The following is a 24,387-nucleotide window of genomic DNA, read 5'->3' on the forward strand; positions in this document are numbered from 1 at the left end:
TGTGGCCGCTCGTCCGACGGCGGTGGTGCCCGGAGCTGGTGAGCCGGTGGGGAATCCGGTACTCGGTTCGGCGAGCGCACGCGACGTCGAGGAGCCGCTGTCGTGAATATCGTGGCGAAGTTCCGCGGGTTCGATCGGGCCGCGCAGCTGCTGATGGTCAATCAGTTCGGCATCAACCTCGGGTTCTACATGCTGATGCCGTATCTGGCCGGGTACCTGTCCGGGCCGCTGGGTTTGGCGGCGTGGGCGGTGGGGCTGGTGCTGGGTGTACGGAACTTCTCGCAGCAGGGGATGTTCCTGGTGGGCGGCACGCTGGCGGATCGGCTGGGGTACAAGCCGCTGATCGTGGCCGGATGTCTGTTGCGGACAGCCGGTTTCGCGCTGCTGGTGTTCGCGTCGGATCTGCCGGGTCTGCTCATCGCCTCGGCGGCAACGGGATTCGCGGGGGCGCTGTTCAATCCGGCGGTGCGGGCCTATCTGGCCGCGGAGGCGGGGGAGCGCCGGGTGGAGGCGTTCGCGGTGTTCAACGTCTTCTACCAGGCCGGGATGCTGGCGGGCCCGCTGGTCGGATTGGCGCTGCTGGCCTTGGATTTCCGGGCCACGGCGGCCGCGGCGGCAGTGGTGTTCGCGCTGCTCACCGTCGCGCAGCTGTTCGCTCTGCCCGCGCGCCGCGGTGCCGAACCGGCCGTGCGGACCTCGGTGCTGGAGGATTGGCGCACCGTCGTCGCCAATCGCCGTTTCGTCGCGTTCGCACTGGCCATGACCGGCTCGTATGTGCTGTCGTTCCAGGTGTATCTGGCGCTGCCCCTGCAGGCCGAGTACCTGGCCGGTGCGCGGGCGCAGACGCTCACCTCGGCGCTGTTCGTGATCTCCGGCCTGGTCGCGGTCGCGGGGCAGCTGCGCATTACCGCCTGGTTCCGCAAACGCTGGGGGACCGGCCGGGGTCTGGTGGTCGGTGTGACCCTGCTGGCGGTGGCGTTCGTGCCGCTGGCGATCCTGCCCGGACCGCGGCCCTTCGGAGCGCCGGTGGCCATCGGCGCACTGCTGATGGCGGCGGCCGTGCTGGCGGTCGGCACGGCGGCGGTGTTCCCGTTCGAGATGGACACCGTGGTCTCCCTGTCGGGGAATCGCCTGGTAGCCACGCATTACGGCTTCTACAACACGGTGGTGGGGATCGGTATCCTGGTCGGCAATCTCGCGACGGGTGCGCTACTGGGTGCGGCGCATGCCGTCGGGGCGGACTGGGCGGTGTGGCTCGGTCTCGCGGTCATCGGCGCGCTGGCTGCCTTCGCCTTGCATGTCCTGAATTCGTCCGATCGGGATCCGGCCTCCATCGGCAGGCATCGCACGCCGATCGACGATCCGTCATCGCATGCGGGTCGGCGGGTCGACTATCCGACCCGGCCGCTACCGGTGCGGCGCTGAGCCCGGGACCCGGCGCGGCGATCAGCGCCGGGTCCCGGCTAGACGGCACAGACCTGGATGCCGATGCCGGCGGTGACGATGGCCGCCACCGGGATGAACACGGCGGTGAGCGTGATCGCGGTGACCGCGATGCGCGTGTGCAGGCGGGGCGGGTTCTCCGGTGCGGAGAGGCGGCGGACCCGGGGCAGCAGTGCGGCCTCGGTGGTCGCGGGCGGGGTGGGGAGGGTGGAGAGGGTCAGCAGTGCCTGTAAGACGGTGTCGCGCCCGTGGATTCGAGCGGCGACATCGTCGGCGAGCATCTCCAGCAGGCGCGCCACCTCGGAGGCGCCCAGGGTGAACAGCTCGACCCGCGGCAGCACGGTGGCCAGGCCGCGGGTGAGGGTGAGCAGCAGGTGGTGGCGGCCGTCCAGGTGGGCGCGCTCGTGGGAGAGCACCGCATCGAGGTGATGGTCCTCGAGCGCGGCCAGCACGCCGCGGCTGACCACGATCGTATGGGGTTTGCCCGCAACGCAATACGCGGCCGGATGATCGACCTCCAGCACGACCGCGTCCAGGCCGGGGTGGTGGCGTCCGGCGAGCCGGGCCATGCGCGCGTGCTCGAGAGTGGTGCGGCGCGAGCGCAACAGGGTGGTGCCGAGCCGCACCGCCAGCACCAGCACGGCGAGCGTGGCGAATCCCGACAATGCGAAAAGCCCCGTCTGCATGTGCCCGCCGTAGTCGCCGACCGCCGCGTCGTGCAGGTGCAGCAGGCAGCTGTCCATGAATCGGGCGGGGAAGAGCGAAATCCGGTGCGTGACAAGGTCGATGATGATGATCGCCAACGTCACCGTCCAGGCCAGCACGGTCGAGGCCATGGCCGCCAGCCAGGCCGCCACCGCGATCCGCGGCGCTGCCCCCTCGGTGCTGAGCCGGCGCAGCAGCCGGGGCGCGAGCACGGCCACGGCGAATCCGTACAGCAGCAGACAGACGGCGACGCTCATGCCGGCACCCGCGATCGCGCTGCTCGCATCCGATCTCCTCCCGTGGAATGGGCACGAGTGTAGAGGGCAAAACTGAGGGCAGGCTTACTCCCGCGGCGTCACGGCCGCCGCAGGCGCCCGGCAGGAGCACCATGTCCGATACCCCTGTTGGGTATAGTGTCCAAATACCCGCTGGGGGTATAACTCCGAAACCGGCGACAGGAGAACCGATGTCGACCCGAACCGAAGCGGCATGGCGCATGGCACGACATCCAGCCACTGTGACCCTCGCCCGCTGTGTCGCTCTCTGTGTGATGGCGGGCGTGCGGGCCGGCCTGCGCGGACGCGCCGCCGACTCGCCGTGCCGGGGTAGGAGAACCGCATGAATCGACCGGGCGTGCTTGCGCTCGGCGGCGATTCTCCGGTATTACGTATCTACGTAGTTGATACGTAGATAGGCCGGGTGTCGTTCCCTCGACGGCACCGGGACGCCGACCGGACCGGCGTCGACCACGGGTGGGGCCGGGTGTTTTCCGCGAGCAACCCCGGCCCCACCCGTTGTTACCGCGGAGCGGTCAGCAGCGCGTGGGCGGCGCCCTCGATCGCCGCCTCGTCCAGCAGCACCGCCGCGGCGGCCGGACCCAGCGGCACGAAACTGTCGGCGCTGGTGACACGGGCCACGCGGCCCTCGAACCCGGCATCCAGCAACACCGCGCACACCGCCTCGGAAACGCCTCCGCTGCGGCGGGTCTCGTCGGCGACGAGCACCCGGCCCGTGGCGCGGGCATGCTCGAGCAGATCCGCCACCGGCAGCGGCGCCAGCCAGCGCAGATCCAGCACCCGCGCGTGAATCCCCTGCGCGGCCAGCCGCTCCGCCACCCGCAGGCTCATCGGCACGCCATTGCCGAAGCTCACGATGGTGAGATCCGCGCCGGTGCCGTACACGCGGGCGCGCCCGATCTCGGCATGGCGCACACCGGAAATCGGCGCCAGCCAGCCGCTGTCCCCGGCGCGATACAGGTCCCGGGTGTGATAGAGCGCGATCGGCTCGAGGAACACGCACACCCGCCCGTCCACCCGCGCCGCCGACACACACGTGCGCAGCATCGCCGCCGCGTCATCGGCCCGGGCCGGCGTGGCGATCACCAGGCCGGGGATATCCCGTAGCGCCGCAAGGGAATTGTCATTGTGGAAATGTCCGCCGAACCCCTTCTGATAGGCCAGCCCGGCGATCCGCACCACCACCGGATTGCGGTACCGCCCGCCCGAGAAGAAGGACAGTGTCGCCGCCTCCCCCCGCAACTGATCCTCGGCATTGTGCACGTACGCCAGGTACTGAATCTCCGGAATCGGCACGAACCCCGCCAGCCCCGCCCCCAGCGCGGTCCCCAGCACACTCTGCTCATCGAGCAGTGTGTCGAAAACCCTTCGTACTCCGAAACTTTGCTGCAACCCCTTCGTCACCCCGTACACTCCACCCTTACGCCCCACATCCTCCCCGAACACCAGCACATCCGGATCGCGAGCCAGCAACTCCGCCAGTGTGTGATTCACCGCCTGCGCCAGGGTGAGGGGCTCGCCGGAAACCGGTGAAGGAGACGCTGCGGACGAGATCGCTTGTGCCGCAGCCGGGTTCGCTGATACCGCGCCGGAGGCTCGCATGGCGGAGGCCAGGTCGGATATCGCACCTGCCGCGTCCTCGGCAGCCGGGGCCGGACCGGCGGTCGCGGTCGCCGAGTCCACGGCAGCCGCGGCCGGGGGCGTGAGATCGGCGGTGCGCAGGGCATCGGCGCGGACCAGAGCCGGGCGGGCGGGGGCGAGCGGGGCGGTGATCTCGGCGGCCGAGTGCAATTTCGGTTCGTGCCAGGCTGCTTCGGCGGCCTTGGCGACCTGGTCGCCGATCTCGTCGTAGCGCCTGACGATCTCGGCGGGGGTGGTGACGCCGGTGGTGACGAGCAGGCGGGCGGTGGCGGTCACCGGGTCGCGGCGCAGGTCGGCGGTGATGTCGGCGGGGCGGCGGTAGGCCGATTCCACATCGGAGCCCGCGTGGCCGAGCAGCCGCACGGTGCGCAGCCGCAGGAAGGCCGGTTTCCGGTGTGCGCGTACGTGATCCGCGGCTGCGGTCGCCGCCGCCAGCGCGGCCGGCAGGTCCGTGCCGTCGGCATCGAAGTACGCGAGTCCCGGCCGGGACCCGTAGGCCTGCTCGATCCAGGTGCGCGGAGTGGGCACGCTGATGCCCAGGCCGTTGTCCTCGCACACGAACAGGATCGGCATCGGCACGCCCTGGTGGGCGGTGTGGATCGCGGCATTGATGGCCCCCGCCGCGGTCGAATGGTTGGCCGAGGCGTCGCCGAAACTGCACACCACCACCGCATCCTCGGGCCATTCGGTGTGCAGGCGCAGTTGTGCGGCCCGGTCGAGGGCGAAGGCCAGGCCGACCGCGCGCGGCAGGTGCGAGGCGATGGTGGAGGTCTGCGGAATGATGTGGGCCGGCTTGCTACCGAAAACCTTGTGCCGCCCACCGGAAATCGGGTCCGCGGCCGCCGCCACGACACCCAGCATCACATCGCGGAGCGGATCCAGGCCGGGCACCTGCCGGACGCGGTGCACGAAGAACGCGCCGGACCGATAGTGCAGCAGCGCCGGATCGGTGACCCGCAGCGCCGCCGCCACCGCGACATTGCCCTCATGTCCCGACGAACCGATGCTGTAGTACCCGTGCCCTTCCCGGGTAAGCCGCCGCGCGGCCAGATCCAGCTGCCGGGACGCGGCCTGGGCGTCGAACAGTTCGAGGCACCGCGCCCCGGTCAATCCGGTGGCGGCGTCGATCGGTTCCCGGTGCGCGCGAGCCACTCCCGGCGTCGTCGCCGCCACCTCCGCGCGAAACCACTGATCCAGCTCAGCTTCCCGATCGTTGATGACGCCCTCCCATGGTTCGAGTTCGCCGGGACCTCAGCGTAGGTGTGACACCGCGCGATCAGCGGCAACATCGGATCTGTCGGCCAGTCTGTCCAGAGTGCCGGGTCCAGGCCCGTAGCGGGCATATTTCCATCATGTTGATGATCTGTTCGGAAGTATTCCAGTGATTCCGCAGTCATGGCTGTCTATTTCCGAAGCCGCGGTCGCAACTGCTCAGCGCGGCCAGACGTCGCGCGCCAGCATGTCGGTGATCAACGCGGCGATGTTCCAGGCGTCGTCCCCGCCGCGATGGTGGGTCCCCTCGAGGGGCAGCCCCGCCAGCCGCAATGCCTCCGCCATCCCGTACCGCCACTTGGTGTCCCGCGCGACCGAGAAGGCCAGCTTGGCATTGGTGTGCCTGCTGCCGAACGGGTACCGCACCCCCGTCCCCGCGCACTGCGCGGTGAACTGCTTGCGGTCGTAGTCACCCCAGCTCGCCCACGGCCGCGAATCGGCATGAAATTCGGTGCGCAGCAACTCGCAGGCCTCCGCGAACCCGATTCCCGCCGCCACCTGGTCCGCCGTGAGTGTGGTCAGTTGGGTACAGAACTCGCTGACGGTCGAACGCTCGGGTCGCACCAGAATGCTGTGCTTGCGCACCCGCGCCCGGGTGACCGTATCGAGCACGCACAATCCGATCTCGATGATCTCGTTCGGCTGTCCCGGCGGATTGGGCCCCTCCCAGCAGGTGGCCTCCACATCCACCACATTCAGATATCTCTCGTCCATACGACCGCACGCTAGTGCGTGGATATCCGCGCACGACAACGATTTTCGGTGGCTTGGCACCGGAGCACCACTCACTCCGCGCGCAGTTTCAATCCCGTGTCGTTGCCGGAGTTGCGGATGGTGAGTTCGTTGGAATCGATGGTGGCCTTGGTCTTTCCGTCCAGTGCTTGCAGCACCTGCTGCTCGACCTCCATGACCTGCGGGTCGCACGTCATGCGGGTGGTCGCGATCTGGAAGGTGACAGTGCCGTCGTCGATCTGGGCCGTGCCGGTCATGCTGTTGCAGCCCGCGCTGCCCGAAACCTCGCCGTCCGGGGTGATGGTGAGGGCGGGGCGGACCTCGTCGAGGGTGGCCGAGTGGACCTCGGCGTCGGGGCTCAGCAGGGCGGTCACGATCCAGGGCGTGTCGATCAGCGGTTTGTCCGGGTGGGCGGCCTTGCGGTCGAGCATGGTGACGGTGGAGCCGTTGCCCTTCACGGTGAGCGTGTCACCGGCCAGCGTCCAGGTCGGCTGGGAGCGCAGCAGCCCGTCCTGCCAGCCGTCCGCGCCCGCGAGATCGCCCGGGCATGCCATGAGCGTGGTCGCCATCTCACCCACCTGGATTGTATTGCCTTGCAGGTCAACGGGTCCGGTGGCGGTATTGCAGCCGGAGGTGGCCGAGATGCGCCCGTCGGCGAAGGCCAGGGTCAGCGGCCCGCCACCCGGGATCGGGGTGCCCGCCACCGCGGTCGAGACGAAGGAGCGGCCCATGAGCGAGGCGGGCGGGATGTCGTTGACGCCGCCGTTGGAGGAGCATCCGGCCGCGGTCACGGCGGTCAGCGCGAGCAAGACCCACAGACGAGTTGCTGGCATATCCCCGATCGTACGGCGATCGCACCGGCATCCGGAGGGCGGACGCGAGCGTCCGCCCGATCGAGTTCACGCACGAGCCCGCGCAGCTCAGCCCTGGGCGAGCGCCTGGTCGGTGAGTGCGCCGATGGCCGGTCCGAGTGTCCGGGCGTAGCTGACGGTGACATGGTTGTCGTCGCGGTACACCAGGGTGTTGCCGACGATGAGGGGACAGCGGACAGCAGTGCAGAACAGCGAGGTGAGGTCGGCGTACCGGCCGCCTCCGGCGACGGCCGCAGTCTGCTCGGCCACGACACCCGCGTCGTTCACCGCGACCGGTCGCTCGGGGGTGCATGCCAAGGCATCGTCGATGTGCTCGGACAGGCATGCCGGCACGGTGGTGTGCGGATCGGGGATCGGCCCGAGAACGAGGACGGTCGAGCCGATCGCGCGCAGCTGGGCAACCAGGCGGGTCAGGCCATCGATCCAGGCAGCGTCATAGGAGACGAAGCCGAAGTCTCCGCCATAGCGTCGGGACATGCTCACCACGATCAGCCGTGGGCGTTCGCTCTGCAGGCGGGCCAGCACCTGGCCTCGCCATTGCTCGCATTCGGTGTACTCCCGGTCCAGATAAGGACTCGTGATGGGCAGGTCCAGCAGTGGGCAGGTGACCTTCGCCATGGTTTCCAGCCGCCAGCCCCGCGCCGCCGCGATCGGCTCCAACGCCGGACTCCACATCGCGGCGTGCGAATCACCGACCAGGGCCACCGTGGTGGCCGAGTCCGGATCACCCGAGGCACACTCGGGCTGGCCCACCTCGCGCCAGGAGCGCACACACCCGTTGGTGAACACGTCTGCCTTGTCGCCGGACGCGTTGCCGAGCGAGGGGGTGAGATTCGATGGGACAGCCCGGATTTCGGCCGAGGCGGCGACCGCCGACTGGGTTTGTGTCACCAGCTGCCGAACCGCCTCCTCGCGGGGGTCGGCGGCCGGCGCGGACGGGGCAGGGGGTGCGACGAGTGTGAGCGCCGGCGCCGACATACCGCGGCCGACCGGGGCGGGGACGAGCACGAGCAGTACCACCGCCACACAGATGGCGACTGCAGTGCACGCGCCGCCACAGGCGAGGCTGAGCCTGGCAGAGCTGCGCAGCTGTGCGGCGAAGCGGACCGGATTCTCGACCGACCAGTGCGTCAGCAGGGCGAGTCCGCCGCTCATCATGACCGCGCCGAGTGCGCCGACCCGCCCGAGCGGGTGGCCGAGCGCCAGGGGCGCCAGTAGCAACACCGGCCAGTGCCACAGATACAAGGTGTAGGACAGGCCGCCGATCGCCCGCACCCGAGCCGGAGCCAGTACCCGGCCGGCCCCGAATCGTGGTGCGGCACAGCCGGACACGATCACCAGGGCCGCGCCCAGGACAGGTACCAGCGCCGCGACGCCGGGATACGGTGTCCTGCCGTTCAGCTGGGTGCAGGCCATGACGATCAGGACCAGGCCGATCCATCCGACGAGCACGGCCACCGATTTCGGCAGCCGGGACCATGCGACGGCCGAGAGCGCCACCATGCCGCCGACCGCCAGCTCCCAGGCCCGAGCGGGCAGCGAGAAGAAGGCCCAGGGCGGCAGCACACGGGTCCACGCCAGCGAGATCGTGAACGAGGCTGCTGCGACAACCGCGAGCACGATCAGATACGGCCGCAGTGTGGCCGATCCGGTTCGTCGCCGCCGCACGAGCCAGGCCGTCGCCATGATGACCACCGGCCACAGCAGATAGAACTGCTCTTCCACACCGAGCGACCAGAACTGCTGGAACGGCGACGGCGGCGCATCGGCGGCGAGGTAGTCGGTACCGTGCAGGGCGAGCCGGTAGTTCCCGGCGTACAACGCGCTCGCGATCCCGTCGCCGAGGACCTGGCGGGCCTGCAGCGGCGGCAGCAGCACCGCCGCGCCGATCGCGGTGGTGACCAGGACGATGCTCGCCGCGGGCAGCAGCCGACGAGCCCGTGCACCATAGAACCGGGCCAGCTCGATGGTGCCGGTGGCCGTCGCCTCCCGGCTGAGTATGCCGGTGATCAGGAAGCCCGATATCACGAAAAAGACATCCACGCCGACGAATCCACCACCGAGCCCGGGCGCACCCGCATGGAAGAACACGACGGCCAGGACCGCGACTGCTCGCAACCCTTCGATATCGGGACGAAATCCCTCCCGGGGCGGCGATGCATGCTGAACCCGGTCTGCCTGCCGATTTATCAATCCGCTCCCGGCCGTGTCCGCCATGGGGCTGCATTGTTATCGATCGGGTGGGCCATGTCACCGCGACTCTCCGGGTGGCCCCATTTGCCGCTTCGCCCGCGCACCATCGCCGTGCGGCCCGTGTCGATCGCGTCCTGCCACGGTCGGGCCGGGTGTTTGCTGCACGGCACCATCGCGGCCATCGGAGAGGTCGGTTATCAACGCACCACCGTCCAGGAGGTGTGCAGGCGGGCCGGGCTGTCGGCGGGGGCCACGTTCCGGCAGTTCGACACCCGCCTGGACCTGATCGTGCGCACGGTTTACGCCGCCCACGCCTCGACCCCGCCGGCGCCGAGTTGACCTTGCCGCTACGTCAACTCATAGCGTCGAGGCCATGAGCGAGCCCACCGAACCGGCCATCGACCGGACCATCTACCCCATGCCCATGTTCGCCACCTTCCGGGTGCGCGACCTCGCCGCCGCCACCGCCTGCTACCAGGCCGCCGGATTCATCGCGCTGGCAACCATTCCCGGCGCCGACGGCACACCCGTCCTGGTGCACCTGCGGCGGATGAAGTACCAGGACCTGCTGCTGGTCCCGGGCGAACCGGTGCCGGGCAGCACGACGGTCACCTTCGCCGCCGGCGGCGCGGACCTCACCGCACTGGCGACAACCCTGCGGGAGTGCGATCTCCCGGGCCTCGGCGTGGACGGTCCCGCGGACACCGCGTGGTACACCACCGATGTCACCCTCGACGACCCGGACGGCAACCGGGTCATCTTCACCGCACCCCGCGAGGCCGAGCTGGACCGGGCCAAGGAATGGGCGGCGACCTTCGAGGGCGACTGGGTCGGCAAGAATTAGCGACGAGACGGGAGGGCTTCGTGGAGTGGACGATTCAGCAACTGGCCGACAGCGCCGGCGTCACCAGCCGCACGCTGCGTCACTATGACGAGATCGGGCTGCTCCCGCCCGCCCGGGTCGGCCACAACGGCTACCGCTGCTACGACGCCGATTCGGTGGCCCGGCTGCAGCGCATCCTGCTGCTACGCGAGCTCGGCCTGAGCCTGCCGGTGATCGCCGAGGTCCTCGACCGCGAACACGACGCGGACAAGGCCCTGCACACCCATCTGCGGTTGCTGGAAGACGAACGCGCCCGCCTCGACGAGCGCATCCGGACCCTGCGCCACACCCTCGACGCGCGCGCCGGAGTCGACGGATCACTGCAGATGATGCTGGAGGGTTTCAACGACCCCTACCGTGACGAGGTCGTATCCCGCTGGGGTGAACGCGCTTTCGCCGTGAGCAACCAGTGGTGGCACGGGAAGTCGTTGCGGGAGCAGCGGGAGTGGAAGCGTGACACCGACGATCTGATCGCCTGCTGGATCGCCGCCCGCAAGGACGGGTGCGCCTCGGACTCCGAGCGCGCGCAGGCGCTGGCCGCCCGGCACGTGGCGTGGTTGCGGGCCATCCCCGGAACGCCACTGGCGGACGGTGATCGGGAGCGCTCCATCGCCATGATCGGCGGTCTAGGGCGCATGTACGTCGAGGACGAGCGATTCGCCGCGGCCTACGGCGGACCCGAACACGCTGCGTTCGTGCGTGATTCGCTCGACGAATACGTGCGCCGGACACTGTGAAGCCCTGCCGCGCCGCGAAACGCATGCCCGGCAGGGCTTTTCACGTGCGCACGGCTCAGCTGCCGTAGACCTGGTTGGAGTTGAACGAGAACTGGTGGCCCATCGAGCTGCACTGCACCCCGCCGCGGTAGCCCTGCGTGCACGTCGCGCCCGCGTAGCTGATGCTGGCCGGAGCCCACACGTCACCGCTGGATGGCAGCGCCTGGTTGCCGCCGGACGGCAGTGCCTGGTTGCCGCTGGACGGCAGCGCCTGGTTGCCGCCGGGCTGGGTGTGGCCGCCGCCGCTCCACTCCGGATGGGCGGGCCAGGCGGCGTTGTCGATGATCGCGGCCGGGGCGTACGGCACCGGATAGGCCTGGCCATTGGGCCCGGCCAGTGACACGTACATCAGCACGCCCGCCGGGTTGATATCGCAGCCGACAACGCCATTGGCGGCGATCGAACAGTTGAAGCCACCGATATTGAAGAAAGCAGTGTCTCCGACGAGGAAACCCGACGGATCGGTGGGGTCGGCGGAAGCGATGCCGGTGCTGAGGAACAGGGCGCTCCCGGCCGCGGCGGCGAGCAGGACAGATCGAGTTTTCATCGTCATGAATGCCTCTCCTGTAGTGAACCACCTTAGATAGCTGGTCATGTGCTATGCGTTTCAGCACTGGTTAACGGATACTACAGGTGGGCTCGCTTGTCCCGTGGTGGCGGTGGGAATCTCGGGTGGTCTGCTGTTCCCCCAGATCGATAGCTGTAAATAAGCTGTCGACGTGACGAGGAATTCATCGACGTCATGGCCTGGCGGAGCCGGAAATTCGGTTGCGGCCTTCCCCAGCTGGCTGCGAATGTTGTTGTACCGCACGCTCGATGGGGCGGCGGTTTCGGAGGGTTCCGGCCTGTGGAGGTCGGCCGGTCTTGAAAACCGGAAGCGGGCAACGTGTCCCGGGGGTTCGATTCCATCCAGCCGGACGATGGCGTAGTTGCTCTGTCGGCACGGGCAGCCTGACTTTCACTCAGGACCCACGTCGGTTCGACTCCGACCTACGTCACCAACGACCTCGTACCGCGCCGGCCCGGCACCCTGACTCTCACTGCGGACAGCTCAAAGCGGCTCCGAAACCGTGATGGTTCAGTCGGCGAGAGGATTTGCCCGGGGCTAAACTCTGGTTAGCTTCGTTGGCGCGACACGCGCAGAACACACGTTGATCGCTGCGATGGGACTGGGCCAAGATCCTGATCCGGCTGCTGGCGGACGCTATTCACCGTCGCTCCTCGGCCGTTCGCCACCGGCGGTTGCCGGCCGGATGATCAGTCGACGATCTCGATGAGATCCAGGCGCAGCAGGACCGCATACAGCTCACGCAACGGCACAGCGAGCATCTGCGTCAGTGCCCCCGTCAATGGATCCGACCCGCCGCCCACACCAGTACTCAACACACTCGACACACTGCGGATCCCAGGCGTCGAACACTCGAACGCACTATGGCCGGGAGGCAACAAATGGCCGAAAAACCACCAACCGGCCACCAGAACGCCGTCGACCGTGTGCTGGCTGCGCAGGGTTTCGCAGTGGACCTGCCGGTGCTCGGCCGGGTTCGCATCCCCCGGCCCGAGCAGTTGGCGTACTACGGCGTACTGGGCGCGCTGGCCGCAGCGGAGATCATCGAATGGCCTGTCGCACTGGTCCTCGCAACGGGTCATTGGCTGCTCCACGATCAGCACAATCGCATCGCTCATCAGATCGGCGAAGCTCTCGAAGAGGTATAGATCCAATATGCAATAGCAACTAGTCTGCAATTTCGGCCGCTCAGGTAGCGGAAATATCATCGCTACAACGGTTGGATCGGGTCGGCACCGCTTGGAAATGGCATTTTCTGCCCCCGTCTCACGTGGACGAGTTGATCGCGCCGCTTTTCGTTTCGATAACGTAGGGCCGATTAGAGCATCGCGGAGTATTCTGGCAACGCACTAGTTTCCGCAGGAAGTTCTTTGCGCTACCTACGACGACTGGGGTGTGATGAGCAGCGTTGCATCGGACACTGTGAGGACGCTCGAGGCTACGGCATCGGCGACTGTGCATGCGGTTGAGGCGGCCGGTGGAGCCGTGGTCGGGGCGGTGACAGGTGCGGCGCGCGGCACAGTCGAAGGCGCCGTATCCGGCGCTCGCAGTGGGATGGACCTATCTGCCGCCACTGTGCTCGGCGTCGTTGCGGCCGGTTTGACGGGCCTGGTCGAGTGGCCCGTGGCCGCCGCTGCGGGCGGCGTCGCGGGTGCGGTCTATCTGTTGCGGCGCGCCAGAACCCAATCCGGGAATCAGGACAAGTCCGAACGACCGCAGCCTCGGGAGCGCAAGAGCACTCGGCCGAAGCAGTCCACCGCGGGTTCGCGACGGTCGCGAACCGCCGCACAGTAGTGGCGTCCCTGCGCGGTCTGGCCACTGCGCCGATCCGGCTGCCCCTCGCGGCCACCGGAGCCACGGTGGGATTGCTCCGGCGGCCGGTCGCGGTGGCGTCGCGGCTGGCGGACCCAGCAGTCGCTCGAACAGTCGTCGAATTCACCGAGGGCATCGGCCGGGAACTCGGCGCGCTCGTGGACCCGCGGCGCATGCGTACGCAGCGGCGGCTCACGGTGCATGCCAACCGTATTCACGCCGAGGTTCGCGGCTTGCAGTCGGCACAGAGCGCTCGGGTAGCCGAGTTGGCGCGCAAGCACCTCGAGCAGGAACCGGAGGTGTGTTGGTTCCAGGTCAATGCCGCCACCGGGCGGGTCGTCGTGGCCGCGGACCCGCAACGCCTGTCTCCGGCACAACTGGAAGCGATCCTGGAACGCGTCGAAGATCTCGCCGGAACCAGTGCGGAGCCGTGGAGCCGTCGACTCGAGCACCCCTCCGATCGAGAGCCGGTACTGACATCCGCGCTGCAGCTGGCCGGCGATCTCATCGGGATCGGAGCGGTCGTCACCGGGCGGTTGCTTCCGACACCGCCGCCGGCCCATGTGGTCCGGGGGGCGGTGGCTCTCGTGGACGGACAGCCGAGGTTGCGCGGCGCACTTGAAGCCCAGCTCGGCCGCCACCGCGCCGATACCGTGATCACGATCGGAAATGCCGTGGGTCAGGCATTGGATTCGGAAGTGACCGGCCTGTGCGCCGACGCGATGCAGCGGGCGGTGCGGCTGGTCGAGGCCGCCGCTCGTTTCGCGCAGTGGCGGCGCTGGGAAGAGCTGATCGCCGACCCCGACCTGCCGGGTGTCGACGTCTACGATCCGCCCGAGCCCCGGCCGGTACCGCTGCCGCATGGACCGATCGAGCGGTGCACCGAACAGGTCAGCGCCGCCGCGGCACTGGCCTCGGCGGCAACGCTGGTCGGCGGCCGCGCGGTCGCCGACGCCGCCGACGCCGTGGCGGCGGGCGTGCCGAAGGCCGCGCGGGCCGGTCGCGAGACCTTCGCCGGTGCGCTGTCGACCCTCATGGCGGCGCGCGGCGTGCTGACCCTCGATCCGTTCATGTGGCGCCGCATGGACCGGGTTTCCGCACTGGTCGTCGACCGGGATGCGGTGCGCGGTCAACGGGCGGTGGTCCTCGACGCCGAATCCCGCCACGACAGCTGGCCGGTCGAACACGTGTGGAGCGCCGCCCAGCGGCTGCTCTGGTGCGACGGTGAGGAACTGCCCATCCCACCACCACCCGAGCATCGGCGTGAGAATCTGCATCTGGGCATCGACGCCGACCTGCGACCCGGCATCGACACCGATCCTCCCGGCCCGGAAACCGATCCAGGGGGCCCGCGCTGGCACCTGCTGCACGAGCACGGACGTGTGGTCGGGCGGGTGCTGATCGGGAGCGAGCCACATCCGGGTGCTGCCGGATTGCTGTCCACCGCCCGACAGGCGGGCCTGCGGGTGGTACTCATCGGAGACGAGAGCACCGGCGAATTGCGTCGCAGCGCCGATGAATTCGTGCTCGCCGGCGGGTCGGTATCCGGGCTGGTACGGCGACTGCAGCAGCAGGGGCACGTGGTGGCGGTGGTCAGTGGCGAGGCACATCGCGCCCTGGGTGCCGCCGATCTGGGCATCGGTATCGCCTCCCGAACTCCCGGCGCTCCGGCACGGATCCCCTGGCAGGCGGATGTGGTGTGCCCGGATCTGAGTTCGGCACGGCAGATCATCGCCGCTACCGGCCAGGCACGCAATGTCAGTGAGCGTGGCCGGGTCCTGACGCTGTCGGCAGCCACGCTCAGCGGTCTGCTGCTCGCGTCCGGTCCGGCTGGGTCACGCGCGGCGCGAGCCACCAGCCCGGTCACTGCGGCCACCCTGATGGGGTTGGCAACGGGTCTGAACGGCGGGCGCCGGGCCGCCCGCGCGACCGGGCCGGCCGAGGTGCGGCTGGTGCCGTGGCATGCCCTGGAACCGGACGAGGTGCTGGCCCGACTACCCGCCCCGCTCCGGTCCGCGCCGCCGCCGCGCTCGCACGTCACCACCGTCGCCAGGCGTATCTCGCAGCGATTGGCCATGCCCGCGACGAGTCTCGCCGGTCTGGTCGCAGATGTGCGCCGCGAGCTGGCCGATCCGATGACTCCACTGCTGGGTGTCGGCGCGGTCGCCTCCGCGCTGCTCGGCTCGCCTACCGACGCCGTGCTCGTCGGCACGGTGCTGGGGCTCAATGCCACGGTGTCGGCCCTGCAGCGCCGCCGCGCCCGGCTGTCGCTGGACAAACTCCTGCTCGGCGAGCGCTTGACTGCTCGGCGGCTCACCGAGGACGGCGAAATCGAGACTCCCGCAGACGGTCTGCTGGCTGGTGATGTGATCGCTCTGGCCACCGGCGAGGTAGTCCCCGCGGATGCGCGGCTGCTGGAGACCGATGGGCTGGAAGTGGACGAGTCCGGCCTCACCGGCGAGACCGTGACCGTGGAGAAGCAGACCCCCGCCACACCCGGCGCCCTGCTGGCAGAACGCACCGGCATGGTGTTCGAGGGCAGCGTCGTGGTCAGCGGCGAGGCGACCGCGGTCGTGGTGGCGGTCGGAACCGCAACCGAGGCCGGTCGTGCCCTCGCCGCCGCCGGGCCGCCCCCCAGCGGCGGTGTGCAGGAACAGCTGCGCAGCTTGACCGAACGCGTGCTGCCGTTCACCCTCGGCGGCGGAACCGCCGTTACTGTCACCAGTTTCCTGCGTGGGCTGCCGCTGCGCCCGGCCCTCGCCGACGGGCTGGCCGTGGCCGTCGCCGCCGTCCCCGAGGGACTGCCGCTGGTGGCGACGGTCGCCCAACTGGCCGCTACCCGCCGCCTGTCCCGCCGCGGCGTGCTGGTCCGCTCCAGCCGCACCATCGAGGCACTGGGCCGCGTCGACACCATGTGCTTCGACAAGACCGGCACCCTCACCGAAGGACAATTGCGGCTGGTCGCGGTTGCCGATCTCGACCTGACGTGGGACAGGGACCATCTCGCGAGCACGCCACAGTCGCGGGGGCTGCTCCGCGCCGCCGCCTACGCCTGCCCCAACCCTGACGATGCCCCACTGGTGCACGCCACCGACCGAGCTGTCGTCGAGGCGGCACACACATATCTGGGCCACAGACAGCCGCATGCCTGGGCTCCCATCGAGGAGTTGCCGTTCGAGAGCTTCCGCGGCTACTCCGCGGCGGTGGGCAACACCGGTCAGCACATCCGGCTCGCCGTCAAAGGCGCCCCGGAAGTGCTGCTGCCACATTGTGATCAGGTCCTGCGCACCGATGACGAAGGCCGCCGGGAGGCCCGGCCGTTCACACCCGCGTGCCGCGCCGCCGCGGAGGCGGCGGTGCGCCGGCTGGCCGCGCAGGGGCTGAGGGTGCTGGTGGTGGCGCGGCGCGATTTCGCCTCCGCCCCCCGCGATCTCACCGAAGAGATCGAGCAGCTCACCCTTCTCGGCTTCCTCGGTATTGCAGACAGCCCGCGCCCGCAGGTACTGGAACTGCTTGCCGAATTGGCCCGCAACGACATCAGCGTGCGGATGATCACCGGTGATCACCCGATCACCGCGCGCGCGGTCGCCGAACAGCTCGCCATCCCCGCCGACACGGTGGCCACCGGCGCCGATCTGGACCTGCTCGACGAGGACGGCCAAGCCGAACTCATCGAGCAGGCAACGGTTTTCGCGCGGGTATCGCCTGAACACAAGGTGCGCATCGTGTCCGCGCTCCAACGCCGCGGGCACACGGTGGCGATGGCAGGCGACGGCAGCAACGATGCGGCCGCCATCCGCACCGCCGATGTCGGTATCGGGCTGGCCGCTCGAGGGTCGGTCGCCGCACGGGAGGCCGCGGACCTGATCCTCACCGACACCGGCAAGGTCCTCGACCTCACCGTGCTGCAGGAGGCACTGGCCGAGGGCCGTGGCATGTGGCAGCGAGTACGTGACGCGATCGGCGTGCTGGTCGGCGGCAACGCTGGTGAGGTGGCGTTCACCGTCCTGGGCACGCTGCTGTCCGGCCGAGCCCCGATCGGCACCCGGCAATTCCTGGTGGTGAACCTGCTCACCGACCTCGGTCCGGCGATGGCGCTCACACTCTCGGACACCCGGCCCGCCGACGACACCGAAACGACCGACAGGACACTCGGGCCACCGCCCGGTATCGGCAGCGACTTCCTGCAAGCCGTCGCCGTGCGCGGCGCCTGCACCACCATCGGCGCCGGCGCGGCATGGCTGCTCGGCCGCGCCACCGGCCGCCGCCGCCGCGCGGAAACCATGGCACTGGCCGCCCTGATCGGTACGCAGCTCGGGCAGACCCTGGTGATCGGCCGGCACAGCCGCCTGGTCTGGGTGACCGTGGCAGGCAGCTCCGTAGTCCTCGCCACGATCATCATGATGCCCGGAGTGAACCGGTTCTTCGGGTGCGTACCACTGGGGCCGGTAGCGTGGTCGATCGTGCTGGGCTGCGCCGCAACCGGCACCTGCGCGGCCCTGCTCACCGGCCGCGCGCTGTCCGGGCCGCCGCCCGACGTGGCAGGCTCGTCGCCTTCGGATCGTTGAGTCGGCGCGCGTTGAGAACACCGTTGCCATCTGCCACTCGGGACGATGTGGGTTCGATTCGATGTCACCATGTTTCGAAGCTCAATGGTCAGAGCACCGCCCTGAGAAGGCGGGCCTTTTCGATGACGGGGTCTCGAAGAGAGCTGAGACAATTCCTCATGCGAACAACCACAGTCGTCGTACTTGCCGTGGCCGCCGCGGTGCTGGTCGCGGTGCACGCAACGCCGGTTTACTGGGTTGTCTGGTCCGTGCTGGTCGTACTTGCGACTGCGCTCTGGCTCGTGCGGCGTTGACCAGGCGCCTCATCGGGGTGTTCGAGCTCGGCAAGATCATCTTTTGGTTCCGGCCGTCACCGTATGCGCCTGGCCACAGCGGTTCCCGGCCTGATTCGGGGTGTTCGCTATCGACCGCATACACTGTCGGCCATGCGGATGTTCCTGGATATCCACTAGGTTCCAAGCGTTTCCGCAGGTCAGAGTATCAAATCGGTTGAATCATACGGACATAACGCCGTCGGATTCCCAATTTGCTCCCACATCCAGCGGATTCAGCAACTCGAGCTCGTCCGCATTGTCGACGACCGCGACCCGCTTCGCCTCCGCGCTGATGTAGTACTTCTGCGCGATCGAAAGTTTGCCATCCGTGTGCCCCAACTGCGCACTCGAACGATCATCATCTTTCGTCACTGACGCAATATGACTGGCAACAGTGTCCCGAAGATCCGACAACCGGAAGTCCGGCACCGGACTCTCACGCCGCAACCGGAGAACCGAGTCCTCGGCCGACTGCACACTCACCCACGAATGCGAAACCGGACCGCGAAAGACCGGCACCTCGTCCGACGCCGGCCGCACCCGAGCCTTCTCCGCGGCCAGCTCTGCAGCCAACCACTGCGGCAGAACAATCCAATACGGGTTGCCGCTCTTGCGGTTCGGGTGCCGAAACGTGCCGACCTTGGTGCGCCGGCGAACAGTGGCCCCGATATAGGCGACGGTCCGCACGGAGCTGTCCTCGAGCATTTCCGTCGCGATGTCCACCCAGCGAACCGCCAACCCCTCGCCCGGGCGCACTCCGGTGCCCAACAGGAACAGGTAGTACAGCCGCAAATACGCACCCTCCCGCGAGCGGGCTTCAACGATGTAGGCGTACATGGAGATCTGCAGCGGTCGCGCCAACGGGCGAGGGATGGTCGGTTTGCGTGGTGGGCAGATCACGTGTGGCATCGGGTTGTCCGATGTCGGCAGTCCGCGGCCGAGTACCGCCATCTTGAATGCCATACCGAGCACCAGGTGCTGCATCTCGGCTCGGGACGGGGCCGTCTCGGCGACCTCGTCGAGGTAGTCGGTGATGTCGGCAGCGTCGGCGGCCTCGGCGATGGACAGGTCGCCCATCTCGGTTTCGAGTTTGAATGCGTCGGGGTTGTGGTTCTTTGGGCCGGGCGCGCAGGGGTAGATCGTGCGGTGGTAGTTGCTGTGCGTGTCTCGGGACAGGGTCCCGTCCTCGACACGCTGCTTCCACTGCCTGTCCATCTCGGCGAAGACTTTGCTCATCGGGTCAGTCGGCGCGAACTGCACGCGCTTACTGATCCGCCGGCGCTTCGATCCCTTCCGATTGTTGATGTCGAAGCGGCGCATCCACTCGTCGATGCACTCCTTCTTGGTCCGCCCAACCGCGCTGGTGCGAACCACTTCTCCGTTGAGCGCGCGATGACGGACGCGGTCGAGCTCGTAGCTGCCGTCTGAGCGCTTCGTCGGGATCAGCTTGTTCTTCGGCGGCAGCTCGCCTGGTTCCAGGGCCATGAGTCAGGCCGCCTGCCGCGCGAAGGCGTTGTCCTGCTGGTTCTCCCAGGCGACGACATCGGTGAGTCGGTAGCGGACCCGGCCACCGAACTTGCTGAACTGCGGCCCTTGGCCCTTGCTGGCCCAGTTGCGAAGTGTCTTCTCGGCGTAGTTGGTTCGCGCTGAAACCTCGGCCCGTGTGAGCCAGATGGTGTTGCGGGGCATCATGACCTCGTTCGTCTGATCACTGGTATGTCCCGGGGTGTCCCGGCCAGTCAAGCATACAGTGCACAGGTCGAAGTGCAATGGATTGCATTCAAGATGGGGCCGTCAGCGGCGTTGCTCATGTCTGCGCCCACCCTCACTTTGAACCCGCCTCGGGTCCATCGAGGCCCTTTGGTGAGAGATTTGAGAGGCGATTAATCGTGTGCGTGTCGTGTGCGCGTGCCTTTCCGGGAACCGGTTGTGCACAATCAGCTGCCGGATAGGCGCAATGACACGCGGGAGAAGCGTTTGGGCCGAATCCTCAGCGGATTTGCTAAAGGGTTGCGTCAACCTAGGTGATTTGGTTATTCACATTTGAACGAAAAAGTCCATAGCTGGCGTGGATGTGGCACAAAATAGCACATTTTGGTGTGACTGAAATTCTCAGATAATCGTAGATCTGAGCAAGTTCGGGCTGGTAACCGGCCTTCGATGTACCCGGGTGTTTCCTTGACGCCAACCCTTCGCTGCATCCCCGGCGGGTGGTTGACGTGAGCCCTTGTCGACGTTGGCTGACGCAATGAATGGCGAGGTGGTGTCGACTGCGGCTCGCCAGGCGTCGGCAACTTCTCTTACTGGCATCGGTGCGGCAAAGATGCAGGTTGCGTGACTGGCGGCGGCCTCCTGCTGTGCCGCTGGCGCATTTGCCCAGTGACGTGACCTCACGATCGCGTTAGGATTCGAACGCTTGTTCGATGTGACGGGTTTGCCTGGAGGTGAGGAGGTGGACGGGTGCGGACCGCTGGCACGCTAGGTCCGACCGCTGTAGTTACCGGCTGGTATCTGCGGTTGAAGAGTCATCAAAGGTGGCGATTCTTGTTTCGGAAAATGGTCCGTTTGAGATTGCTGTCCGTGTGCAGGATCGGTCCGATTTCGAATCGCTCGTTTGTCGCCCGACGATCGAGGAAATTTTGAAGGAGCCATATGGGACAAAATGCATGACACATACTAGAGTCGCAGGTATGCCACACCGACGGGGCGCAGATGGGACACCCGAAACCCGTTTGCGTCAGGTTTGTTATGGCGTAGGCCAGTTATGTACCGGGGGTTCGCTGGCCATGTACGGGGGTCAACGGGATCGAAGGCAGCGATCCTCGGTGGCCCGGGAGACCGAGGTGACCGCTCCGTAGCCGCGGTGGAGCGGTACACCCATGCGCACACTAGGAACTCATAGGATGCTTGAGTATCAGAAAGTCCACTACAGCTACATCGACAGCGAATCGGCCGACGACATTGAGCGCTCGGCCGAAGACTTAAAGCGCTTGGGGATCGAAATCCTCGATCCAGCAGGATCTACCTGCGTCTCGGAAGACCTCGAAGGGTTCTGGAAGGAGATCGGCCGAATCGTCGTGTGGGCAAACCGAATCGACGTCCGCCCCTACGAGCTCCTCTCGGACGCCGAACTCGGATACTTGCGCACCGCCGCCTGGGGAGCGTGGATGAAGCGCCCCGCAGGGCACCGGCCCAAGTACTGGAGACGCAGAACCCACCACATCCACGGCTTCTACTACGAGTGCCACATCAGCATCGAAGCGTCCGAGAACGATCGCGTCGTCCGAATGATCCAGGCGGCCCGCGGATTCCGCGGCTGGCAGGATCAGCAGTTCCAGCGGATCTACAACGCAACGGTATAGACCAGTGAGGCAGGGGAGTGGCGACTACGACGAGGGTCGCCGCCCTGCCCCTGGGTGCGGGGCACTGTCAACTTTCTGAGCGTGTTAAGGGCGGCCAGTTGGGCCTTGACGTCCCCTGATCCTCTTCGGCGCGCGATCCGCTGCCGGTAGCTTCTTTCCTCCGGGATCTGGCTCGGCTTCGTTGCCGGCCATCACCTTTCGCAGCGCCGTGAGCTCATCGAGCCGGTCCTTGAGCAGCAGGAGCAGCTGCTCGTTGGACATTGACTCTGGCGTCAGGGGTGGCGCCACGAAGTTGAGTTCCTCCGAGGTCGCGAATCCGGCTCGGATGAGTGCCTCGCTGAGTGGGCGGTTGAAGAACTGCGCGACAGACCTAACCTGTTTCCAATCTGGGACGACGCCCTTCTGCTGCCAATTGCCTACCGTGCTGCGTGATACGCCGATGGCATCGGCGACCTCGCTGTTCTTGACCTGCTGCGCGGTCATTAGAGACGTGAGGTATCTGGACCACTCCGTCTCGCTCTGTGCTGTCTGGGTCGACACCGGACACCCTTTCGTGTGCGGCCAGCCCCGTAGGGGGCCTCTCTCTCTGGCGTCTCGATGCTATCGGGTGTTCGTTGGAGTTTGAACGGTTCGCTGCACACTTCCCCCTACTTTCCCAGGATTCCGGAACATTTCCGCTGTTCGGGCGGGGTGGGCGCGTTGGGGCGGCGTTCACTTAGCTCACCAGACAGGCGGTGTTGCGCTGAGGTCTCTCCCACTGTACTGTGTGCAGTGCAAACAACAAGATTCACTGCACTGCACGACACTCTCTCTCTGGTGACTCTCTCTCTGAAGTTAGATGCCCGCCCCCACTGGCATGAGGACGGGCCGAACCGCCACAGCAACCCAAAGCGAAAGAAGGCCATGGCATGTCCAACCGACAGCCTATCCCTGAAAGCCCTGATGGCAACGCCATGCACGGGCTCGTCCACGCCGTGATCGCGTACTTCGTGCTCATCGCGTTCGGTGCATTCCTCGGCGCAACGGCCTGGCTCCTCGACTGGAGCCTCACCCCGTGGAGCACCTGGTGACGAATCCCGCTCTCTACCGCGAACTTCCGCGCACCGCGCCCGGCAGCCCCGAATGGCTCGAAGCACGCCTGGCCGGCATCGGATCTTCCGAAATCTCCGGGCTCCTCGGCCTCGTCGACTGGGACTCGCCCTACACAATCTGGCTGCGGAAAACCCGCCGCGCACCAGCGGATTCCGGTGTCGACACCGAGGCCATGTTCTGGGGCCGCATGCTCGAACCGATTATCCGCGCCGTCGCCTGTGAACGACTCGGCCTCACCGTCGAGCTCCCCGGCACACTGCAGTCGGTCGAACGACCGCACATGCTGTACAGCCCGGACGGGTTCTTGTCGGACGGGGGACTACTCGAAACCAAGAACACCGCGTGGTTCATGGCTGACAAGTGGACAGGCCAAATCCCTGACCACGCCGAACTGCAACTCCACCACGGCATGTACGTCACCGGCGCCACTCACGCCTACGCGGCGGGACTGATTGGCGGCAACCATCTGGAGACCGCTCGTGTAGAACGCAACGAGCGCCTCATCGAGATCGTCGCCAACACCTGCGACCAGTTTTGGCGCGACCACGTCATCGCCGACATCGAGCCGCCCATCACCGGCACTACAGCCGACCGCGAAGCCATCAGCCAGCTGCACCCCCATGTCGGGGGAGACCTGCACGTCACCCGCCAGCAGATCAGTGTCCTGCACCGCGACTACCGGACCGCCCAGCAGGACGAATCCGCGGCCAAGAAGCGGAAAGACGCAGCCGGCAACAAGATCCGCGCCCTCATGGACGGCCACGACCGGCTGCTCGTCGGCAACGACGTGTGGGTCGCCACCAAGGGCGGCCCGTTCAAATCGGCGGCATTCCGAGACGCCGAACCCGAGCTGTACGCCGAGTACCTCACCATTCCGGGCCTCGACGTCCGCGAGCTACGCGAAGAGCGCCCCGACGTCTACGCCCGCTTCCGCTCCACTTCCCTTGACCTGAAAGAGGTGGCCTGATGGCCCGCAACCTTGTCGACCGCATCGCACAGAACCAGACCGCGCCCGCGAAGAAGGACGACGATCTGAAGTCGTCGATCCAGAAGATGGAGAAGGCGTTCGAGCTGGCAATGCCGCGCGGCGCCGAAGCTAAACAGCTCATCCGCGACGCCTTCACCGCCATCCAGCGCACCCCGAAGCTCGCCCAGTGCGAACAACTCAGCGTGCTCGGCGCTTTCATGACCTGCGCCCAGCTCGGACTGCGCCCTGGCGTCCTGGGACAGGCGTACGTCCTGCCTTTCTGGGACCGTAAGGACCGCATGTACAAGGCGCAGTTCGTGGCCGGCTACCGCGGGCTTGTCGACCTCGCGTACCGATCCGATCGTGTCCTGTCGGTAGCGGCGCGCATCATCCACGCCAACGACTTCTTCGAGGTCGAATACGGTGCAGCGGACGACAAGTGGGTCCACAAGCCGTTCCTCGACGGTGACCGTGGAGACTCGCGCGCCTACTACGCCGTTGCGCGGACACGCGGAGGCGGTTACGCGATCACGGATCCGATCTCGTATGCCGAGATGGTCAAGTACCGGAACAAGTACGCGACCGCGAAGAACAAGGACGGCGCAGTATTCGGCCCGTGGGTCGACGAGTTCGACGGCATGGCCAAGAAGACCATGGTGCGTCAGCTCTCGAAGATGCTGCCGATGTCCACCGAACTGGCGCTGGCCGTCGAGAACGACGGGTCCGTCCGATTCGATCTCGGCAAAGAGGCGATCGACACTCCCCAGCACGTCGAACCGGACGTCATCGACGCCGAAACTGCCGACGTGCAGGACGCACCCGCGGACTACTACGAGGGCGTTCCGCCCGCTGAAGACGGCGGCATGTTCCCGCCGGACGCGGGGGAGTAGC

At 67.4% G+C, this 24,387-nt stretch carries 21 protein-coding genes and 1 tRNA gene; 12 read left to right on the forward strand and 10 right to left on the reverse strand.

Translation table 11 applies throughout. The features are described 5' to 3' along the window. The first annotated feature begins 102 nt into the window (after nucleotides 1-102). Nucleotides 103-1,425 carry an MDR family MFS transporter gene (locus ACFXIV_RS03450; protein WP_379400417.1) on the forward strand — a complete coding sequence of 441 codons (1,323 nt, stop codon included), beginning with the start codon at nucleotides 103-105 and terminating at the stop codon, nucleotides 1,423-1,425. Nucleotides 1,426-1,463: 38 nt separating this feature from the next. Here the strand turns inward: ACFXIV_RS03450 and ACFXIV_RS03455 are convergent, their stop codons facing one another. From ACFXIV_RS03455 to ACFXIV_RS03475, 5 genes are all read right to left on the reverse strand, one after another. Beyond that, a complete protein-coding gene (locus tag ACFXIV_RS03455) occupies nucleotides 1,464-2,405 on the reverse strand; it encodes a M56 family metallopeptidase (protein WP_379400416.1) in 942 nt (313 codons plus the stop codon). Nucleotides 2,406-2,945: 540 nt separating this feature from the next. Then, entirely contained in the window at nucleotides 2,946-5,237 is a 2,292-nt protein-coding gene (locus ACFXIV_RS03460; protein ID WP_379400415.1) for a thiamine pyrophosphate-dependent enzyme, read from the reverse strand. A gap of 279 nt (nucleotides 5,238-5,516) precedes the next feature. Beyond that, nucleotides 5,517-6,071: an exonuclease domain-containing protein gene (locus ACFXIV_RS03465; RefSeq protein ID WP_379400414.1), complete on the reverse strand. Its 555-nt coding sequence runs from the start codon at nucleotides 6,069-6,071 to the stop codon at nucleotides 5,517-5,519. Between the two features lie 71 nt (nucleotides 6,072-6,142). Then, nucleotides 6,143-6,922 (reverse strand): META domain-containing protein, encoded by a 780-nt coding sequence (locus tag ACFXIV_RS03470; protein WP_379400413.1) that lies wholly within the window; start codon nucleotides 6,920-6,922, stop codon nucleotides 6,143-6,145. 87 nt (nucleotides 6,923-7,009) lie between these two features. Continuing rightward, nucleotides 7,010-9,178, reverse strand: a complete 2,169-nt coding sequence (locus ACFXIV_RS03475) for an acyltransferase family protein (RefSeq protein WP_379400412.1) — start codon at nucleotides 9,176-9,178, stop codon at nucleotides 7,010-7,012. A gap of 60 nt (nucleotides 9,179-9,238) precedes the next feature. On the opposite strand from ACFXIV_RS03475, the gene ACFXIV_RS03480 reads away from it, so the two are divergent. From ACFXIV_RS03480 to ACFXIV_RS03490, 3 genes are read left to right on the forward strand one after another with little or no spacing between them, the layout of a single operon-like run. Next, a complete protein-coding gene (locus ACFXIV_RS03480) occupies nucleotides 9,239-9,493 on the forward strand; it encodes a helix-turn-helix domain-containing protein (protein ID WP_379421206.1) in 255 nt (84 codons plus the stop codon). A 34-nt stretch (nucleotides 9,494-9,527) separates the two neighbouring features. Continuing rightward, on the forward strand, nucleotides 9,528-9,998 hold the full coding sequence (locus tag ACFXIV_RS03485) for a VOC family protein (protein WP_379400410.1): 471 nt from the start codon (nucleotides 9,528-9,530) through the stop codon (nucleotides 9,996-9,998). Between the two features lie 20 nt (nucleotides 9,999-10,018). Then, nucleotides 10,019-10,774: a MerR family transcriptional regulator gene (locus tag ACFXIV_RS03490; RefSeq protein WP_379400409.1), complete on the forward strand. Its 756-nt coding sequence runs from the start codon at nucleotides 10,019-10,021 to the stop codon at nucleotides 10,772-10,774. Nucleotides 10,775-10,829: 55 nt separating this feature from the next. Here ACFXIV_RS03490 and ACFXIV_RS03495 read toward each other — a convergent pair whose 3' ends face one another. Further along, complete coding sequence (locus ACFXIV_RS03495; protein WP_379400408.1) at nucleotides 10,830-11,366, reverse strand: hypothetical protein; 537 nt, start codon at nucleotides 11,364-11,366, stop codon at nucleotides 10,830-10,832. 369 nt (nucleotides 11,367-11,735) lie between these two features. Between ACFXIV_RS03495 and ACFXIV_RS03500 the strand changes: the two genes are divergently transcribed. Then, nucleotides 11,736-11,814, forward strand: a tRNA-Glu gene (locus ACFXIV_RS03500). Nucleotides 11,815-12,070: 256 nt separating this feature from the next. Here the strand turns inward: ACFXIV_RS03500 and ACFXIV_RS03505 are convergent. Then, nucleotides 12,071-12,199 (reverse strand): Rv1535 domain-containing protein, encoded by a 129-nt coding sequence (locus ACFXIV_RS03505; RefSeq protein ID WP_379400407.1) that lies wholly within the window; start codon nucleotides 12,197-12,199, stop codon nucleotides 12,071-12,073. A 63-nt stretch (nucleotides 12,200-12,262) separates the two neighbouring features. On the opposite strand from ACFXIV_RS03505, the gene ACFXIV_RS03510 reads away from it, so the two are divergent. The 3 genes from ACFXIV_RS03510 (at nucleotide 12,263) to ACFXIV_RS03520 (ending at nucleotide 18,054) form a co-directional block, all read left to right on the forward strand. Beyond that, the gene (locus ACFXIV_RS03510) at nucleotides 12,263-12,529 is read left to right on the forward strand and encodes a hypothetical protein (protein WP_379400406.1); all 267 of its coding nucleotides are present in this window, start codon (nucleotides 12,263-12,265) and stop codon (nucleotides 12,527-12,529) included. 645 nt (nucleotides 12,530-13,174) lie between these two features. Further along, complete coding sequence (locus tag ACFXIV_RS03515) at nucleotides 13,175-17,761, forward strand: HAD-IC family P-type ATPase (protein WP_379400405.1); 4,587 nt, start codon at nucleotides 13,175-13,177, stop codon at nucleotides 17,759-17,761. A 158-nt stretch (nucleotides 17,762-17,919) separates the two neighbouring features. Beyond that, nucleotides 17,920-18,054, forward strand: coding sequence for a hypothetical protein (locus ACFXIV_RS03520; protein ID WP_379400404.1), 135 nt, complete (start codon nucleotides 17,920-17,922; stop codon nucleotides 18,052-18,054). A 201-nt stretch (nucleotides 18,055-18,255) separates the two neighbouring features. On the opposite strand, the gene ACFXIV_RS03525 is transcribed toward ACFXIV_RS03520, so the two are convergent. Both ACFXIV_RS03525 and ACFXIV_RS03530 read right to left on the reverse strand, forming a co-directional pair. Then, nucleotides 18,256-19,560 (reverse strand): hypothetical protein, encoded by a 1,305-nt coding sequence (locus tag ACFXIV_RS03525; RefSeq protein ID WP_379400403.1) that lies wholly within the window; start codon nucleotides 19,558-19,560, stop codon nucleotides 18,256-18,258. A gap of 3 nt (nucleotides 19,561-19,563) precedes the next feature. Further along, nucleotides 19,564-19,764, reverse strand: a complete 201-nt coding sequence (locus tag ACFXIV_RS03530) for a helix-turn-helix transcriptional regulator (protein ID WP_379400402.1) — start codon at nucleotides 19,762-19,764, stop codon at nucleotides 19,564-19,566. Nucleotides 19,765-20,978: 1,214 nt separating this feature from the next. Between ACFXIV_RS03530 and ACFXIV_RS03535 the strand changes: the two genes are divergently transcribed. Continuing rightward, nucleotides 20,979-21,437 (forward strand): hypothetical protein, encoded by a 459-nt coding sequence (locus ACFXIV_RS03535; protein ID WP_379400401.1) that lies wholly within the window; start codon nucleotides 20,979-20,981, stop codon nucleotides 21,435-21,437. A gap of 84 nt (nucleotides 21,438-21,521) precedes the next feature. Here the strand turns inward: ACFXIV_RS03535 and ACFXIV_RS03540 are convergent, their stop codons facing one another. After that, complete coding sequence (locus tag ACFXIV_RS03540; protein WP_379400400.1) at nucleotides 21,522-21,920, reverse strand: hypothetical protein; 399 nt, start codon at nucleotides 21,918-21,920, stop codon at nucleotides 21,522-21,524. Nucleotides 21,921-22,345: 425 nt separating this feature from the next. Between ACFXIV_RS03540 and ACFXIV_RS03545 the strand changes: the two genes are divergently transcribed. Genes ACFXIV_RS03545 through recT form a run of 3 tightly spaced genes read left to right on the forward strand, consistent with a single transcriptional unit; the run spans nucleotide 22,346 to nucleotide 24,386 of the window. Continuing rightward, nucleotides 22,346-22,507, forward strand: coding sequence for a hypothetical protein (locus ACFXIV_RS03545; protein WP_379400399.1), 162 nt, complete (start codon nucleotides 22,346-22,348; stop codon nucleotides 22,505-22,507). Then, nucleotides 22,504-23,496, forward strand: a complete 993-nt coding sequence (locus tag ACFXIV_RS03550; protein WP_379400398.1) for a YqaJ viral recombinase family protein — start codon at nucleotides 22,504-22,506, stop codon at nucleotides 23,494-23,496. Before ACFXIV_RS03545 ends, ACFXIV_RS03550 begins: the two co-directional genes overlap by 4 nt. Continuing rightward, complete coding sequence (gene recT / locus ACFXIV_RS03555) at nucleotides 23,496-24,386, forward strand: recombination protein RecT (RefSeq protein ID WP_379400397.1); 891 nt, start codon at nucleotides 23,496-23,498, stop codon at nucleotides 24,384-24,386. Before ACFXIV_RS03550 ends, recT begins: the two co-directional genes overlap by 1 nt. Nucleotide 24,387: the final 1 nt, after the last annotated feature.

This window comes from Nocardia sp. NPDC059236 (assembly GCF_042754085.1).
Lineage (GTDB): Bacteria > Actinomycetota > Actinomycetes > Mycobacteriales > Mycobacteriaceae > Nocardia.